Annotated in this window: 14 protein-coding genes; 4 read left to right on the top strand and 10 right to left on the bottom strand. The window is 69.1% G+C overall.

Annotated features, from left to right (window positions below):
- Position 1: 1 nt before the first annotated feature.
- Positions 2-1,393 carry an AI-2E family transporter gene (locus FCK90_RS00260; protein ID WP_181954139.1) on the bottom strand — a complete coding sequence of 464 codons (1,392 nt, stop codon included), beginning with the start codon at positions 1,391-1,393 and terminating at the stop codon, positions 2-4.
- 228 nt (positions 1,394-1,621) lie between these two features.
- Between FCK90_RS00260 and FCK90_RS00255 the strand changes: the two genes are divergently transcribed.
- A complete protein-coding gene (locus tag FCK90_RS00255; RefSeq protein WP_158032314.1) occupies positions 1,622-2,746 on the top strand; it encodes an alanine racemase in 1,125 nt (374 codons plus the stop codon).
- A gap of 55 nt (positions 2,747-2,801) precedes the next feature.
- Here FCK90_RS00255 and FCK90_RS00250 read toward each other — a convergent pair whose 3' ends face one another.
- Positions 2,802-4,208, bottom strand: a complete 1,407-nt coding sequence (locus FCK90_RS00250; protein WP_158032313.1) for a PHB depolymerase family esterase — start codon at positions 4,206-4,208, stop codon at positions 2,802-2,804.
- 208 nt (positions 4,209-4,416) lie between these two features.
- Here FCK90_RS00250 and FCK90_RS15510 point away from each other — a divergent pair, with 208 nt between their 5' ends.
- Both FCK90_RS15510 and FCK90_RS15505 read left to right on the top strand, forming a co-directional pair.
- A complete protein-coding gene (locus FCK90_RS15510) occupies positions 4,417-4,932 on the top strand; it encodes an alpha/beta fold hydrolase (RefSeq protein ID WP_158032312.1) in 516 nt (171 codons plus the stop codon).
- Entirely contained in the window at positions 4,914-5,372 is a 459-nt protein-coding gene (locus tag FCK90_RS15505) for a hypothetical protein (RefSeq protein ID WP_158032311.1), read from the top strand. Before FCK90_RS15510 ends, FCK90_RS15505 begins: the two co-directional genes overlap by 19 nt.
- Before the next feature lie 10 nt (positions 5,373-5,382).
- On the opposite strand, the gene FCK90_RS00235 is transcribed toward FCK90_RS15505, so the two are convergent.
- The 8 genes from FCK90_RS00235 to FCK90_RS00200 all read right to left on the bottom strand — a co-directional run bounded on the left by FCK90_RS00235 (position 5,383) and on the right by FCK90_RS00200 (position 14,183).
- Positions 5,383-6,306 carry an NADP-dependent oxidoreductase gene (locus FCK90_RS00235; protein WP_158032310.1) on the bottom strand — a complete coding sequence of 308 codons (924 nt, stop codon included), beginning with the start codon at positions 6,304-6,306 and terminating at the stop codon, positions 5,383-5,385.
- 100 nt (positions 6,307-6,406) lie between these two features.
- On the bottom strand, positions 6,407-7,627 hold the full coding sequence (gene fdhA, locus FCK90_RS00230) for a formaldehyde dehydrogenase, glutathione-independent (RefSeq protein WP_158032309.1): 1,221 nt from the start codon (positions 7,625-7,627) through the stop codon (positions 6,407-6,409).
- Between the two features lie 91 nt (positions 7,628-7,718).
- On the bottom strand, positions 7,719-8,258 hold the full coding sequence (locus FCK90_RS00225; RefSeq protein ID WP_158032308.1) for a hypothetical protein: 540 nt from the start codon (positions 8,256-8,258) through the stop codon (positions 7,719-7,721).
- A gap of 218 nt (positions 8,259-8,476) precedes the next feature.
- Positions 8,477-8,995, bottom strand: a complete 519-nt coding sequence (locus tag FCK90_RS00220; protein WP_158032307.1) for a CAP domain-containing protein — start codon at positions 8,993-8,995, stop codon at positions 8,477-8,479.
- A 277-nt stretch (positions 8,996-9,272) separates the two neighbouring features.
- The gene (locus tag FCK90_RS00215) at positions 9,273-10,202 is read right to left on the bottom strand and encodes a cation diffusion facilitator family transporter (protein ID WP_158032306.1); all 930 of its coding nucleotides are present in this window, start codon (positions 10,200-10,202) and stop codon (positions 9,273-9,275) included.
- A gap of 52 nt (positions 10,203-10,254) precedes the next feature.
- Positions 10,255-11,106 carry an Fpg/Nei family DNA glycosylase gene (locus FCK90_RS00210; protein WP_158032305.1) on the bottom strand — a complete coding sequence of 284 codons (852 nt, stop codon included), beginning with the start codon at positions 11,104-11,106 and terminating at the stop codon, positions 10,255-10,257.
- A 21-nt stretch (positions 11,107-11,127) separates the two neighbouring features.
- Positions 11,128-12,324 carry a winged helix-turn-helix domain-containing protein gene (locus tag FCK90_RS00205; protein WP_158032304.1) on the bottom strand — a complete coding sequence of 399 codons (1,197 nt, stop codon included), beginning with the start codon at positions 12,322-12,324 and terminating at the stop codon, positions 11,128-11,130.
- A gap of 29 nt (positions 12,325-12,353) precedes the next feature.
- Positions 12,354-14,183, bottom strand: a complete 1,830-nt coding sequence (locus tag FCK90_RS00200; RefSeq protein WP_158032303.1) for a PucR family transcriptional regulator — start codon at positions 14,181-14,183, stop codon at positions 12,354-12,356.
- 240 nt (positions 14,184-14,423) lie between these two features.
- Between FCK90_RS00200 and FCK90_RS00195 the strand changes: the two genes are divergently transcribed.
- Entirely contained in the window at positions 14,424-15,908 is a 1,485-nt protein-coding gene (locus FCK90_RS00195) for a CoA-acylating methylmalonate-semialdehyde dehydrogenase (RefSeq protein WP_158032302.1), read from the top strand.
- Positions 15,909-15,919 lie beyond the last annotated feature (11 nt).

Genomic DNA, 15,919 nt, shown 5'->3' with positions numbered 1-15,919 from the left:
ATCAGCCGGACTCGCCGTTCGAGCCGCGATGGCCGCCCCCGCTCTCCCCGGCGCCATGGTCGCCGGGGATGGCAGGCTCTCCGTCCTGCGGCGGGAGAGTGTCTGCGGGGACGCCGTCCGCGGAGAGCTCCTGCGAGTCCTCGACGGCGGTCTTCCGCCGTGTTCCGCTGATCCATCTGGCCAGCCGGCCCTGGGCCGCCCGGGCCTCGTTGGCCTGCTGCGAGGGCAGGCCGTCCTCGGGGGTCGCCGCGATGAGGGCGTTGACGAACCGCGCCTGCGGGTTCGGATCGATGAGCAGGGCCTTGACGAACAGGGTGGCGGGAAGCGCCAGCAGCGCCCCGAGCGGCCCCAGTACGGCGGCCCACAGCAGCACGGAGACGAAGGAGACGGTGGGGGTGACGCCGATGGCGTCACCGGTGAACTTGGGCTGGATGAACGACTGCATCACCACGTTGATCACGCTGAACCCCACCACCACCAGCAGGGCGTCCATCCAGCCGCCGTCCAGGGTGGCCATCAGCGCCGGGGGCACCAGGCCGATGATGAAGCCGACGTTGGGGATGTAGTTGGAGACGAAGGCCAGGACGGCCCAGACGCCCGCCAGCGGGACCCCCAGGATGATGAGGTAGCCCAGGTCCATGAACGCGACGATGAGGCCGAACACCGTGGTCACCACCCAGTAGCGGCGCACCCCCGCAGTGAAGTTCAGCAGGGCCCGTGCCGTGGCGGGCTTCTGGCGGATGATCACGCGCATCCGGCGCGTGACGGTCATGGAGTCCAGCGTCAGGAAGAACAGCACGGTCACGATGATCGCGATCATCGCGGCGATCCCCGAGATATTGGAGGCGACGCCCACGAGCCAGTCCGTGGAGAAGCTGACGATATTGCCCACGTTGTCCTGCAGGTTGACCGCGATGCCCTCCGTGGTCACGCCGAACTCGCCCAGCCAGTTCAGCAGCCCGCCCCACATCACCTCGAACTGCGTCGAGTAGGACGGCAGCTCGCGGATCAACGCGAAGATCGCCCAGCCGATCGAGTAGAAGAACGAGAACAGAGCCACCAGGACGGTGACCAGGGAGACGGAAGCGGCCGCCCACCGCGGCCAGCCGTACGAACGCACCAGCCAGGCGTGCAAGGGGTGCACGATGATGACCATGTTGATCGCGAAGAAGAGGGGGGCGATCAGCGCGGCGTAGCTCGAGATGCCCTGCAGCGCCAGGAGGGCCGCGGCCACGCCCACCAGGGCGACGACCAGGTGGAGCCCGCCTCGGCTGAGCGGGGCCTCGGCTGACGGGACCGGCTCGTGCCCGCCGGGTTCCGGCACCACGGTGGCCGGGTCGGCCGGAGCCGCGGAGCCGGTCGTGTTCGCACCGGCGGCAGCGAGGCTCGACACAGGCTCACCAGGTGCTTTCGAGCCCCCTGGTACAGATTCTTTGGACGAGGCCATCGGGTCAGTCCCTTCCGCGGCCCGTCGCGATGGGATCCGCAAGCTGATCCTAAGGCTCCATCCGGCGCTATGGACAACGGGACCGGATATCCGGCACGGCGCCCGCCTATGGAGCCGCACCCCACCCGCACCGCGGGAGCATGCACGCTCAGTGACTGAGCTTAAGCTGACGAGATGCCGACCACCGATGTCACCTACAGCGCGCAGCCGTCACCGCCGATCGATGTCTCCACCCCCGCCGTCGTGGTGGACGTCGATGTCCTCGAGCGCAATATCACCCGTACGGCGCAGACCTTCCGCGAGCGCGGGGTGGAGCTGCGGCCGCATGCCAAGACCCACAAGGTGGTAGAGATCGCCCAGCGGCAGCTCGCCGCGGGCGCCGTCGGGCTGACCGTGGCGACCATCAGCGAGGCCGAGGTCTTCGCCGACGCCGGCGTTGAGGACGTCTTCATCGCCTATCCTCTGTGGCTCGACGCCCGTAATGCGGCCCGGCTGCGCACCCTGGCCGGGCACTGCACGGTGCGTATCGGGGTGGACTCCACCGCCGCGCTCGACCGCATCGCCTCCGAACTGCACGGAAGCGGCATCCGGGTGAGCCTTGAGCTCGATGCCGGGCATCACCGCAGCGGAGTCCTGCCCGCTGAGGCGCCCGGGATCTTCGCGCATGCCCGGCGCACGGGCGTCGCCCTGGACGGCGTCTTCACGTTCCCGGGGCACAGCTACGCACCGGGCAGGCCCGCGGCGGTCGCCGAGCAGGAGGCCGAGGTGCTGGGCGAGACGACGGCGATGTTGCGCGAAGCGGGGTTCATGGTCTCCCATGTCAGCGGCGGCTCGACGCCGACGGCCGTGACCGGTGTGGACTCGCCCGCCACGGAGATCCGCCCCGGCGTCTACGTCTTCTTCGACGCCCAGCAGCTCGAGCTGGGGTCCTGCACCATCGAGGACGTGGCTCTCCACGTCGTCGCCACCGTGGTCAGCAGGCACGACCGCGCAGGATCCGATGAGCGCCGGATCGTGGTCAACGCGGGCAGCAAGGTGCTGGGCAGCGACCGGCCGGCATGGGCCACCGGTTTCGGCCGGCTCCCGCAGCACCCCCGCGCCCGGGTCACGGCCCTCTCGGAGCACCACGGCACCATCGTCTTTCCCGACGACGAGCCCCTGCCGCAATTGGGCGCGCAGCTCCGGCTCATCCCCAATCACGTCTGCCTCACGATGAACCTGGTCGACCGCATCCAGGTCGTCCAGGACGACCAGGTCATCGGCTCCTGGGAGATCGCGGCCCGAGGCTGCAACGACTGACGGAGGCCCTCCCCCGCCTGGCCGTGGCACTCCCGCGCCCGCAGGAACGGCCCGGTCAGCGGGCCTCGCCCCGGCGCTTGTCCAGCATCCATCTCCACACGTTCGGGCTGTTGAACGCCAGATCCCAGCTGTTGTGGGCGGACTCATTGAGATACCCGCTGTCACCGGGCTCCGTGAAACTCACCTCGGTGTAGCTCAGGTCGGGGTGGTTCAGCTCCCGCAGGATCTCCACGTTGATACGCGAACCCGCCACGGGTGAGACGGTGTCCTGCGTGGCGTGGAAGAACCAGAGGGGCGTGCTCAGGGCCGGACGCAGCATCGAGTGCGTCGCATGCCCGTCCATCCACTCGACGGTTCCGGCTTCCCGGCCGCTGGCGAGCACCGCCGCGGCGAAGAGGTCTGGTTCGTCCAGGAGGAGGGCCAGGGCTCCTTCGGCCCCGCGCGAGAGGCCGACGAGATAGACGCGCTGCGGGTCGATGCCCGGTTCCTTGCGCAGCAGGTCCTGCACCAGGCTGATCACCAGCTCGCGGCGATTGCGGGATTGCCAGTGGATACCGCCGCCCGTATGGCTCCCTTCGTCGTAGACGTCGAACGGATCGAACACGCCGGGCAGCTGGGGAGCCACCACGAAGGCGTCCTCATGGTCCAGGACGCCCGTGGCGCCGCGGCTGGAGAGCACGTGGGCGAGGTTGTCGGTGCCGACCTGGCCGGAACCGTGCAGGTAGACGACGAGCGGGGCGGCGGCCTCCCCCGCACTCGGGCGGTACAGGCGGTAGTCGAGAGTGTTCGCCGGGTCGCTTCCGGAGACGGTGCCGGTGTCGAATCCCTTCAGATCGAGGTTCTCGAGAGCGCTGCCGGTCACCTGCCATGAGTCGTCGGCCAGCGCGGTCCCGTCGGCCAGGACGACGTCATGGGTGCGCGCCACGCTCACCAGGAGGTCGTCGTCCAGCGGCGCCGGCACCGTGGTGGCCTGCGCCCGAGGACTCTGCACGACCTCCCCGTCATCCGCGTACTCCCGGAACAGGACGGGTTCGGTATTGGTCTGGGAGAAGCGATAGGGCTCGGGGAGCTCGTCGTCGCGTCCGGCCAGCTCGAAGACGACGTACCGGCCGCCTTCCGCCTCTCCCGCCGAAGCGGTCGAGCGCGTATAGGCGCGGGCGACCGGAAGGGGCCTCTCCTCCCCGTCGACATGCAGCGTCAGCGCGAAGGACCGGACGAGGTCGCGGCAGCCGAGCAGAGGTTGCCCCACGTCGATGCAGACGGCGGTGACGCGCGCACCGACGGGTGTCACGTGCGCCAGTAGGCGGGAGCCCTGGGCCGTCGTTTCGGGGTGGGTCCGCGGAGCGTTCACGGAAGGCCCAGGTCTCTGCCCTCCCGCTGCGCTGGCGGTGCCGGTGAAGAACAACGAGGCGGCAGCACCTGCCGCACCCGTCTTGAACACGGTTCGTCGATCAGGGAACATCTTCGTCCTCTCTGAAGAGTGATGCAACACACATGTAAGATATCAGATATCTTGATGCCCTAAGAGGTCTTTTGCCCTCGGACCCCACCCTGACCAGGTCGGACCAGGTCTGACAAGGAAGGCTCCGCACGTCCGCACCCCCATGCGACGGGCACACCGCGGGTTCCACCGGGTTGACGGCACCCCACGACGGGCGCACCCTGACCCCATGACCTCATCGACCGCCGGTCATCCGTTCGGCGTCAGTCGCTTCGCCCGCACCCGGGACGGCCGCATGCTGCACTACATGCAGCGGGGCTCCGGGGAACCCACGGTGGTTTTCGAGTCCGGCATGGGTTTCTCCCGCTCACTGTGGGGGCTGGTGCAACCGGTGGTGGCTCAGCGCACGCGGGCCGTCGTGTACGACCGGGCCGGCTTCGGCCGCAGTGATGACAGCCCGAGGCGGCGCACCCTGCCGCAGCTGGCGGACGATCTCTCCGACCTCCTGGACGCCTTGGGTGCGGGGCCCTTCATCCTCGTGGGCCACAGCTGGGGAGGCCCCATCGTCCGCACGCTGGCGGCACGACACGATCACTCCATCCTCGGGCTGGTCCTGGTCGATCCCAGCGACGAGCACTGGGCCACCGATATCCGCCGGACCCCGGCTGGCAGCGAGCGCTCCTGCACGTCCTGCTGCCGGTCGTCGCCCGGACGGGCCTGTACGCCGTGGCCGGGGCGCGCCTGAGCCCAGGGCGGGCCCAGCCCGGGGCCGTGGCCGAGGATCATGCGCGCGAGGACTTCACGAGCCGGGCGGTGCGCTCGATGATCGCCGAGGACATGCCCTACACCCGGCAGATGCAGCGCCTGCACGCTCGTCCGCCGGAGCCCGGAGACTGGCCGGTCACGGTGATCTCCGGGACCAGGCGCAGCCGTATCCCCTTCTTGCGCAAAGAGCGCCGGAGCCTCAACGAGGCACACCGGCGAGCGGCGGCCTCGGCGGCCCATGGCCGGTACGTGGAGGCTCCGCGTTCGACGCATTCCGTGATGTTCACCGACCCGGGGATCATCGTGGACGAGGTCGAACGCATCCTGGACACCGTGCCCGGCCCGGCCCCGCATCAGTCCGGCCGCGCTGCACCCCGAGGGGGCTTCGGGGACTCCCGGGATACGGGCACCGGCTCGTGACATCGTCCGTTCAGTCGGCCACCCTGATCACGATCTTCCCCGATCCCCCACCCTCCTGGTTGCGGACGAAGGCGGCAGTGGCGTCCTCGAGCTCGTAGGTGCGGTCGATGGCCACCTCCAGCGATCCGTCGGCCACCTTGCCCAGCAGTTGGGTCAGGCGCGTCCCATCAGGCCGCACCCACACCCAGGAGCCCCCGGAGCGGGCGAACTCCGGGTCGGCGATCGAGGCGATCCGCCGGGCATCTCTGCTCACCGCGCGCGAGACCTCCAAGGTGCCGCCGGCGAAGTCGGCCACTGCATCAAAACCCTCGGGAGCTATCTCCCGGAGCGACTTCTCGAGACCCGGGCCGTAGGCCACCGGCGTTACCCCCAGGTCGCGCAGTTTGTCGTGGTTGCCCGGCGATGCCGTACCCACCACGGAGGCCCCGAGGGAGAGCGCCAACTGGGCCGCCAGGTAACCTACTCCCCCGGAGGCGGCATGGATCAGGAGACGATCGCCGTCGCCGACCTCCAGTGTCTCCAGGGTCCGCAGCGCCGTCAGTCCGGTCAGCGGCAGCGCCGCCGCGACGTCGTCGGACACACCGTCCGGGACCTTAGCGACGTGGTCGGCCCACACGGTGACGAACTCGGCGAAGGTCCCGGCCTGGTTGATCTGCTTGCGCGCGTAGGCGGCGACCCGGTCGCCCTCCGCGAACTCGGGGACGTCGGGCCCCACCGATTCGACGACGCCGGCGACGTCCCATCCCGTGATCACCGGGAAACGGGAGTCCATGAGGGCGTCGAGACCGCCTCCCATGAGCTTCCAGTCCACGGGGTTCACGGCCGCCCGGGTGACCCTGATGCGCACCTCCCCCGGTCCGACCTTGGGCACCGGCTGCTCGGTGAGCTCCAGGACATCCGTGCTTCCGTACTGGCTGTATGTCATCGCTCGCATGTCTGGCACAACAGCACGAGGGCTCATCAGATTCCGTCCCTCCGCGGGAGATGAGCCCCCCGTGCTGCCGTGGACCGCGGCCCCCCGGCAGCGGCGCCGGTCAGGCCGTGAGCTTCGTGACCCCGTGCGGGTCGATCACGAACTTCTTGGCCACTCCCGAATCGAATTCGGCATAGCCTTCCGGCGCGTCGTCGAGGCTGATGGACGTGGCATTGACGGCACTGGCGATCTGCACCTTGTCATGCAGGATCGCCTCCATGAGCTGACGGTGATAACGCATGACAGGGCACTGACCCGTGGTGAAGGACAACGACTTCGCCCAGCCCAGTCCGAGTCGCAGCGAGAGCGATCCCTCCTTGGCGGCGTCGTCGATGCCACCCGGGTCGCCCGTCACGTAGAGGCCCGGGATGCCGAGCGCTCCACCCGCCTTGGTGATGGACATCAGGGAGTTGAGCACGGTCGCGGGCGCCTCCCCCGCCCCCTGGCCGTGGCCGCGGGCCTCGAAGCCCACGGCATCCACGCCGCAGTCCACCTCCTCGGTTCCCAGGATCCTGGCGATCCCCTCCCGCGGGTCCTCCTGGGAGACGTCGATGGTCTCGCATCCGAATGCTTGCGCAGCCCCCAGGCGCTCCGCGACCATGTCGGCCACGATCACGACGGCCGCCCCCAGCAGCTGGGCTCCGACGGCCGCGGCGAGTCCCACCGGTCCCGCGCCGGCGATGTACACCGAGGACCCCGGCCCCACGCCCGCCGAGACCGCGCCGTGGTAGCCGGTGGGGAAGATGTCCGAGAGCATGGTCAGGTCGAGGATCTTCTCCAGGGCCTGGTCCTTGTCCGGGAACCGCAGCAGGTTCCAGTCGGCGTACGGCACCAGGACGTATTCCGCCTGGCCGCCGACCCAGCCGCCCATGTCGACGTACCCGTAAGCGCTTCCGGGGCGGTCGGGGTTCACGTTGAGGCAGATCTCCGTCCGCCCCTTCTTGCAGTTAGCGCATCGCCCGCACGAGATATTGAACGGCACCGAGCACAGGTCGCCTTCCTTGATGAACTCGACGCCGGGGCCGGTTTCCACCACCTCCCCGGTGATCTCGTGCCCCAGGATCAGGCCCTCCGGGGCGGTGGTACGGCCCCGGACCATGTGCTGATCCGAGCCGCAGATATTGGTGGTGGCAACCTTGAGGATGGCTGCGTGCGGCAATTGCCGCCCTACGTTGGCCGGGTTGACGCCGGGGCCGTCCTTGAGCTCGAAGGTGGGGTAGTCGATGTCGACGACCTCCACCTTCCCTGGACCCTTGTACGCGACGGCACGGTTGCTGGACATCGTGACCTCCTTGTCACGGCGGCTCCGATGGCGCCAGGGTCGGCACTCATGGCCGCAGTCCTCCAATGCTCCATGACGTGGATCACACCGGTCAAGAGAAGCGGGCAACGTCTGGCGAGACCACCCTGGGGACGTATCCGCCGCCTTGATATCGGTGGGCCACCAGCTCCCATGCCCGGGGTGTCAGCGGGTGATGCAGCGCCAGCTCGACGACGCACTGCTCGGCTGCGAGCCTGGAGATGGCCATGACGCTCACGACCGGTTCGTCGCGCACCCAGACGGTGAAGAAAGCCGTTGCGGAGGGATAGGGGACGTCCACGCACAGGATCCTGTCCGCCGGGACGTGGACCCACCGCAGGGGGCGGTAGTCGAGGCCATCGGGCGTGACCCTGACCAGGCCGGGCAGCGGGGAACCGTGCCTGAGGTGGAACGGCAGGGTCCGGTTGCCACGACTGGCCGTCATCACGGGGAACTCGACCGCTCGGCCGCCCGGGTGCGGGATCAGACGCGGCTGGTCCCCGGCCCGGTTGATCCGGGCGAAGGCCAGATAGATGGAGACGGCGGCGAGCGCGAGGACCAGCGCCACCAGCATCGTCGCACCGATCGCCAGAACCCAGCCCATGATCTGCACGGGTCAGCACCTCCTTCGGCATCGAGGGTACCGCGCACCCAGATGCTCCACCGGCTCAGGAAAGGGCACTAGGGAGGAAGAGCCGGGCTCTCCCCGAACGCGGTGACAGCTGCACGATGCGGGGACAGCGACGAGGACCGAGCGGGTGTTCCCGCTCGGTCTTCGTCTCCACGCATGGCTGAAGCCGCGCTACCGGGGCTTCAGCGGGTCCCGGGACCTCAGTAGGTGCCGAAGTTCTGGGTCGCGTAGACATAGCCGTTGGAGCCCTCCGCCAGGCTGAACCCGATGGCGTTGAGATCCGGGTTCATGATGTTGGCGTGGTGGCCGGGGCTGTTCATCCAGAAGTCGTAGAAGTACTGGGCGGTCTCCTCGGCAGACTTACCCGACTGGACGTCATAGGCCACGTTCTCAGCCATGTTCGACGAACCGGTGGCCAGGGTCTCGTCGATGAACGTGGGGCTGTGGCTCGCGGCCTGCTCGGAGGCCATGTGCTGGGACCAGCCGCTGGCGATACCGGTAAGGTCGGCGTTGGTGCTCAGAGGGGCCAGGCCCTGCTGGCCGCGGGCGTCGTTGAGCATGCCCAGCATCTCCTGAGCAACGGCGTCGGAGAACGACTGCGACGAGGCTGCCGAGACCGAGGCGGGAGCCTCACCGCCGAGCTCGTCGGCGGACGCCGGGGCGGCGGCCGCACCGGCCAGAGCCAGGACAGCAGCCGTGGTGATCAGGGTCTTCTTCAAGGGAGATCCTCCATACGGGGTCGCGGTCGGCCCGGCGAAGCGCCGAACCGCAGACGAAGGTACGGAGTCCCCTTTCCCGGATCAAGCAAGTGGATCACTCCAGGAGTTATGGAACCGTGATGATTTTGTTACCTTAGCGTTACCTTGGTAAACGCTCACATCAACGGATCGGCATCAGGGCGGCGATCCGTGCCGAGCCGGGACGAGAGCGGGCGTGAAGACTGGGAAAAGGCTCAGAATCGGAGCCCGGTCACGGGAACCTGGGTCTGCAGCGGCGTCATCGCACCTTGTGAGGCACCGGTTTGGTGGTGAACAGCACATTGATCCAGCTGTGCGGATCACCGCCGTCGAGTTCGTGACGGACGCCGTCCCGGATGCGGTCCCACTCCGCGAGGGGGCGAGCGGGCTCGTCCTCGGGCACGTAGAAGACGATGTCGACGGTCCGGGAGCGGCCCACCTGCGCGGCGTACACCCGGGCGTCGTTCCAGCCCTGCTCGGTCACCGTGCGCTCGGCGATCCGGTCGGCGTGATCCTTCAGCTCCTTCGGGGTGACCAAGGCGATCTCGCCCAGCGACTTCCGCAAGGTGGAGAACGGCACGGGCAGCAGCACGAGCGCCACGATGGTGAGAACGGCCGGGTCCACGTACGGCATGAGCCATTCGTACCCCGTCCCGCTCAGGAACATGCCGATCACGAAGGCGATGAGCAGCGCGGCGGTGATCCCTCCTCCCATGAGCCAGCCCTTGACGTCCATGGCCACCAGCGCGGACCCGATCCTGCGGTTGGCCCGATGCTCCACGATGCCGATCGCCGAGGTCAGGACGACGACCACCACCGTATAGACGATCGCCGGTCCGAACTCGACCTCGCGTCCTCCCGAGAGCAGGGCGGTGATCGCCTGGAACAGTGCGTAGGAGGCCACGGAGATCATGAGCAGCGCGTTGACCGCCAGGAGCATCGGCTCGAAATGCCAGAAGCCCATGTTGAAACGCTCGCGGGTCCGCCGGGACAGGGTGTTCGACGCCGACCGCGCGATCAGCCCGGCCAGGGTGATGGACACGATGGACATCACCGCGTCGATCAGCGAGAAGACGCCGTCGAAGATGATCGCGTACGACCCCGAGGCGATGCCGAACCCGATGCCCAGGGCCGACAGCAGCAGAACACCCACCAGGGAGGTCTTGAGGGCTTGCTGTTCGGTGCGCATGGGTGACCGAGTCCTTTCCAGGGGAGGGCGGGGCTTGCGAGGGACCGGTCGGCTATCTGAGGAAACGGTCCATCCGGCGATCGCTGAGCCGCTTCCCGCCGGTCTGGCACGCAGGACAGTACTGCAAAGACCGGTCCGCGTAGGAGACTTCCGCCACCGTCCCGCCGCAGACCGGGCACGGCTGGCCGGTACGGCCGTGGACGGCGAACAAAGACTTCTTGGTCCGCTTGACGCGGTCCAGGGGCACGCCCTCCAACGCCGTACGAACGTCGCCCAGGACGCCCTGCAACGCGGTGAACAACGCCTGGACTTGTTCCGGGTCCAGGCGGCTGGCGGTCGCGAACGGGGAGAGGCGAGCCCTGTGCAGGATCTCGTCCGACCACGCGTTGCCCACCCCCGCCATCACGGTCTGGTCGGTGAGCACGGTCTTCAGGCGGGACGAGGTGCCGTCCAGCAGGTCCGTGAACTCCTCCAGGGCGATCGAATCGCTCTCGGGACCCAGGCGCTGGATCTTCTCCAGCTCATCCGGCCGGTCGCTGATCCACAGCGCCACGCTTTTCCTGCGGCCCTGCTCGGTGATGTCCAGGGCCGTGCCGTCGCCGATGACCATCCGTACGGCCAGGGGCCCGGCCGTCGGCGCGGGCGTGCCAGCGGGCGCCTGTCCGAGCCGCAGCCATCCCGCCAGGGCCAGATGAACGACCGCGAACCGCCCTTCGGCCCCGACCAGGAGGAACTTTCCGCGACGCCCGATCTCGGTGATCTCGCGCCCCACCATGGAGGCGTGATCCGGCTGAGCCGTCTTGAGCACGCTGAATGCGGTGACATCGAAACGTTCGAGACGATGACCCAGAAGATGCGCCCGCAGCTGGTCCACTGCGGCATCGAGTTCGGGCAGCTCCGGCATGGATTCAGTATGACGCAGAACTCAGGCCAGCACGTCGTCGAGCCCGAGCCAGTCGGTCATCGCCCGCAGCTGGCGCTGCAGGGCCGCCCTGGCCTCAGGCGGGGCGTCCTCCTCCCAGGTGCACCGCTGGACGCGCAACGCTCCCGCCACGCGGTCGGCCTTGAGGTCGACGCGCGCCACCAGGGTGTCGCCGTAGACGAACGGCAGCACGTAGTACCCGTGGACCCGCTGCGCCGCGGGGGTGTAGATCTCCAGGCGGAACCGCATCCCGAACAGCGCCTCGGTCCGCTCGCGCTGCCATATCAGGGAGTCGAAGGGGCTGACCAGGGCCTCGACGTGCGCCTTGCGCGGCCGCCTGGCCTCGGCGTGCAGGTACACCTGGGACGACCAGCCGGGAACCTGCACGATCTCGAGTTCTCCGGTGGCCACCAGCGCGTCGATGGCGCGGCCGGTCTCCGCGGCTCCGAGCCGGAAGTAGTCGCGCAGGCAGCGCGCCGTGCCGATGCCGTGGGCGCGGGCGGCGATCCGGACCAATTGCTCATGGGCGGTCTCGGCGTCCACGGGCTCCGGGGCGGCCAGGATCCTCTCCGGCACGGTGTAGAGCCGCTCGAACTGCGCCGTCCGTCCGGAGCTCGTGATCTCACCGGCCCAGAACAGGTACTCCAACGCGGTCTTGACCACGCTCCAGTTCCAGCCCCAGTTGCCGTCCCTCCTGGGGATGTCGACGGCGAGCGCCGCATCGCAGGCACGAGCGGTGATCGGGCCGCGCCGCCGGACCTCCTCCAGGACCACGGCGACGAGCTCCGGCCGCTCCTGCTGGATCCGCCGCATCCCGCCCCACGCCTCGTGCCTGGCGCGCTCCATGCGGAACCCCATCAGCGGCCACGTCTCAGGCGGTATCAGACTGGCCTCGTGGGCCCAGTACTCCACCAGCCGCCGGGGAGCCCGGTCCCTGAGCCGGTCGAGCGTGGAGCGGTCATACGGACCCAGCCGGGAGAAGAACGGGAGGTAGTGACTTCGGGTCAGGACGTTGACGGAGTCGATCTGGACCACGCCCACCCGGTCGATGACCCGGTTCAGCTGCCGCGCCGTCGCCCGGCCGGGTGCCGGCCGGGGGTCCAGGAAGCCCTGCGCGGCCAGGGCGACGCGCCGCGCAGCGGGCAACGAGATGCGCGGCGGGGTGTGAGCCGGGGAATGACTGAGATGGCCGGGGTTCATACCGTCACTGTGACACGCGGCTCGGACAGTCACCGTGCGCCACGGGCCAGCAGCGCGACCGTGAGGGTCGCGATCACGGTGCCGTCGGCGAGATCGACCCCCAGCAGCTCTTCGATGAGCGCGAGCCGCTGATAGAACACCGACCGCGAGAGCTGCGCGTGCGCGGCCGCGAGCGAGCGGTTGGTGGGATGCTCCAGATAGGCGCTCAGCACCGAGAGGAGGTCGCCGCTGTGTCCCGGGCCGCCCGCGGTGTCGTGGGCGATGATCGGGTCGAGCACCTCCGCCACGAACTCCTGCATCTCGGGCGAGGCCGCGAGGCCCCGGACCAGGTAGGCCAGGGGCTGCCGTTCGGCCTGCTGCACCGTCACCCGGCCGACACCTGCGACCGGTGAGAGCATCCCCGCGGTCCGGACCCGCTCGAGCGAGGTGATGAGCGCCCGCACCTGCGTGCCGGCTGTACCCAGGCCGAGGTGGGCGCGCCACCCTCCCGGGGTGGTGCTCGGCAGGAGCATGTCGAGTTCGCGGGCAAGCCGCGCCGCGAGCGAAGGGGCCGGCGCATTGAGCGCAGCGGCACCCGGGATCCGGGGATCACCGGGCGGGAAGGAGAGCAGGACCAGCAGCACCGTGCCTGATCGCTGCGAACGCCTGGCACCGCCGCGGGCGGCCGCACCTCGCCTCCCTTCGGCGATCGAGGCGCTTGGGATCGTATCGTCGGTCTCCGCCGTGATGATGACGCGGCCCTCCGGAGCCACTGCCCGGCGCAACGCCGTCTCCAGCATGGCGCGTTCCAGGGGTCCGTCCGTGCCGAACGCGCCGACTCCGCGCAGAGTCGCCCCGAGCGTCATCCTGCCCCTCACCGGGAGCCCGGCGGCAGCGAGCTGTACCGCGAGCTCTCCCCGGCGGCTGTAGCGTCCGCCGAGCATGACGTCGAACATGCGCTTGGAGCCCAGCTGCAGCCACTGCTCGTCCTCGCGATCGGCGAATTGCCCGAGGGCCAGCGCGAATGCCCCGAGCTCGAGCACCGTCCGGCGCCCGGCGGGATGCGCTGGACCGCGCAGGGCGGTGAGGTGACCCCAGCGGCGGCCCTGCGCTTCGACCGGAACCCGTTCCCAGCCCGCTGGCAGCTCGAAACCCCGTCCTTCCGCCCGCGCCCAGCTGTCGAGGGGATGCCCGGCCTCCACCTCCGCTGAGGATCGCGGGAGTCGTTCCCCCTCCTCGGTAGCGGGGCCGACCTCGTTCTCCGGCGGACCGGGCGGAGGCACGGGTTCGCGCCCCGGGTCGCGGGGCGACTGGCCTCGGTCCGCCCAAGCCACCACACGATGAGCCGAGTCCTCCAGCACCACCGGGGCACGCAGGGTGTCCGCGAGGCGTTCGATCACGTAGTCCACGGGGCTCCGGTTGAGGCCCAGCTCGGTGAGCATGGAGTGCACCTCGGTCCGGGCGACCAGCGCCTCCGTCTGCGCGGCGAGGATGCGCTGGTGGATGCGCTGGGTGATCTGCACGAAGCGGACTTCGCGATGCAGGACGACCAGCGGGATGGCGTGATCCTCGCACGCGGAGACGAAGGCGGAGGGGGCAGCCGTGAAGGAGGTGCCGAGTTCGAGCAGCACCGCCGCGGTATCGGATGCGGCGATCTGCCGTGCGAGTGCTTCCAGGCCGCGTGTGGAGCGTGGCCAGCCGGCACCTGTGGTGAGCACGATCTCCCCGCCCTCGAGCAGGGCGATCGCACCGGTACCGGCGACCACATGCGCCCAGCGGATGGGACGGTCCAGCCCGTCCCCTCCCGCGATGAGTTCGGGAGCGCCCGCCACGACCTCCGGGAAGGCGAGCGCATCGCGCACGGTGATCTGCTGCTGCATATGCCGTTCCTGTCCGCTCTGATGGCGCCCTTCCGGGACGTGCCGATCCACCTGCACGCGCCGTCGTCGGGATGGAGCGGTCGGCGGATGACCCGGGCTCGGGAGCCTCAGACAGACTGTACGGGAAATGCTGGAGATGCGGATGGAATGCGCCTGCTTTGCCCTGTAAGGCCGCGGAAACACTGCGATTAAATGAGGATCGCGGTCCCGGACATATTGATCGAAGCGAGAGGAACCAGCATGGCACTCATCCCCCACGTCATCGGCGGCGAGAAGATCGATGCGGCAGAGCGCACCCAGCCCGTCTTCAACCCGGCCACCGGCGAGCAGCAGCACCAGCTTGCGATCGCCTCGGTCGAGACCGTCGAGCAAGCGATCGCCGCGGCGAAGGCCGCCCTCCCCGCATGGCGCAGGACGAGCCTCACCAAGCGCGCGGACGTGTTCTTCAACCTGCGTCAGCTCCTGAAGCAGCGCACCCCCGAGCTCTCGGCCATCGTCACGAGCGAGCACGGCAAGGTCCTCTCGGATGCCGCCGGCGAGATCTCCCGGGGCCTCGAGAACGTCGAGTTCGCCTCGGGCCTGCTGCACCTGCTCAAGGGTGAACGGGACGAGCAGGTCTCGACCGGCGTCGACGTTCACTCGGTCAAGCAGCCGGTGGGCGTGGTCGCGGCGATCACCCCCTTCAACTTCCCGGTCATGGTGCCCCTGTGGATGGTTGCCAGCGCGATCGCCTGCGGCAACACCGTGGTGCTCAAGCCCTCCGAGCGGGACCCCTCCGCCTCCGTGTTCATCGCCGACCTCTTCCGCGAGGCCGGCCTGCCTGACGGTGTACTCAACGTGGTGCACGGTGACAAGGTCGCCGTCGACACCCTGCTGGGCAGCGACGACGTCAAGGCCGTGAGCTTCGTGGGCTCCACGCCCATCGCGAAGTCCATCTACGAGCGTGCCGCCGCCAACGGCAAGCGCGTCCAGGCCCTCGGCGGGGCGAAGAACCACATGATCGTGATGCCCGACGCCGATCTCAACATGGCCGCCGATGCCGCGGTCTCGGCCGCCTACGGCTCGGCGGGCGAGCGCTGCATGGCCGTCTCCGTCGTCGTCGCGGTGGGCGGCGTGGGCGATGAGCTGGTGTCGAAGATCGCCGAGCGCGTCAAGGAGCTCAAGATCGGCGACGGGACCGACCCTGCCAGCGAGATGGGCCCTCTCATCACCGCGGAGGCGAAGGCGCGCGTCGAATCGTACGTGGCCGGCGCTGCCGACGAGGGCGGCACCGTGGTCATCGACGGCCGCGAGCAGCGGTTCGACAACGACGGCTTCTTCACGGGCGTCTCGCTGATCGACAATGTGAGCACGGACAGCAAGGTCTACCGTGACGAGATCTTCGGCCCCGTCCTGGCAGTCGTCCGCGTCGACAGCTACGACGACGGCGTGCAGCTGATCAACGATCACCAGTTCGGCAACGGCACCGCCATCTTCACCCGCGACGGCGGGCTCGCCCGTCAGTTCGAGTTCGAGGTCGAAGCCGGAATGGTCGGCATCAACGTCCCCATCCCGGTGCCCGTGGGCTCCTTCTCCTTCGGCGGTTGGAAGGACTCGCTCTTCGGCGACTCGCACATCTACGGCCCCGAGTCGATTCACTTCTACACTCGCTCCAAGGTCATCACCACCCGCTGGCCCAGCCCCGAGCAGTCGAAGGTCGACCTCGGCTTCCCCGGCAACAGCTGACGGACGACGTT

The sequence above is a fragment of the Kocuria coralli genome (assembly GCF_008831305.1).
Lineage (GTDB): Bacteria > Actinomycetota > Actinomycetes > Actinomycetales > Micrococcaceae > Kocuria > Kocuria coralli.
The sequence above is the reverse complement of the archived record's forward strand: the minus strand, read 5'-3'. Positions and strand labels throughout refer to the sequence as shown.

Excerpts from the sequence above, each read along its gene's own strand:
- FCK90_RS00255 (WP_158032314.1), top strand. The coding sequence starts at position 1,622 with ATGCCGACCACCGATGTCACCTACAGCGCGCAGCCGTCACCGCCGATC.
- FCK90_RS00250 (WP_158032313.1), bottom strand. The coding sequence starts at position 4,208 with ATGTTCCCTGATCGACGAACCGTGTTCAAGACGGGTGCGGCAGGTGCT.
- FCK90_RS15510 (WP_158032312.1), top strand. The coding sequence starts at position 4,417 with ATGACCTCATCGACCGCCGGTCATCCGTTCGGCGTCAGTCGCTTCGCC.
- FCK90_RS00235 (WP_158032310.1), bottom strand. The coding sequence starts at position 6,306 with ATGCGAGCGATGACATACAGCCAGTACGGAAGCACGGATGTCCTGGAG.
- fdhA (WP_158032309.1), bottom strand. The coding sequence starts at position 7,627 with ATGTCCAGCAACCGTGCCGTCGCGTACAAGGGTCCAGGGAAGGTGGAG.
- FCK90_RS00215 (WP_158032306.1), bottom strand. The coding sequence starts at position 10,202 with ATGCGCACCGAACAGCAAGCCCTCAAGACCTCCCTGGTGGGTGTTCTG.
- FCK90_RS00210 (WP_158032305.1), bottom strand. The coding sequence starts at position 11,106 with ATGCCGGAGCTGCCCGAACTCGATGCCGCAGTGGACCAGCTGCGGGCG.
- FCK90_RS00205 (WP_158032304.1), bottom strand. The coding sequence starts at position 12,324 with ATGAACCCCGGCCATCTCAGTCATTCCCCGGCTCACACCCCGCCGCGC.
- FCK90_RS00200 (WP_158032303.1), bottom strand. The coding sequence starts at position 14,183 with ATGCAGCAGCAGATCACCGTGCGCGATGCGCTCGCCTTCCCGGAGGTC.
- FCK90_RS00195 (WP_158032302.1), top strand. The coding sequence starts at position 14,424 with ATGGCACTCATCCCCCACGTCATCGGCGGCGAGAAGATCGATGCGGCA.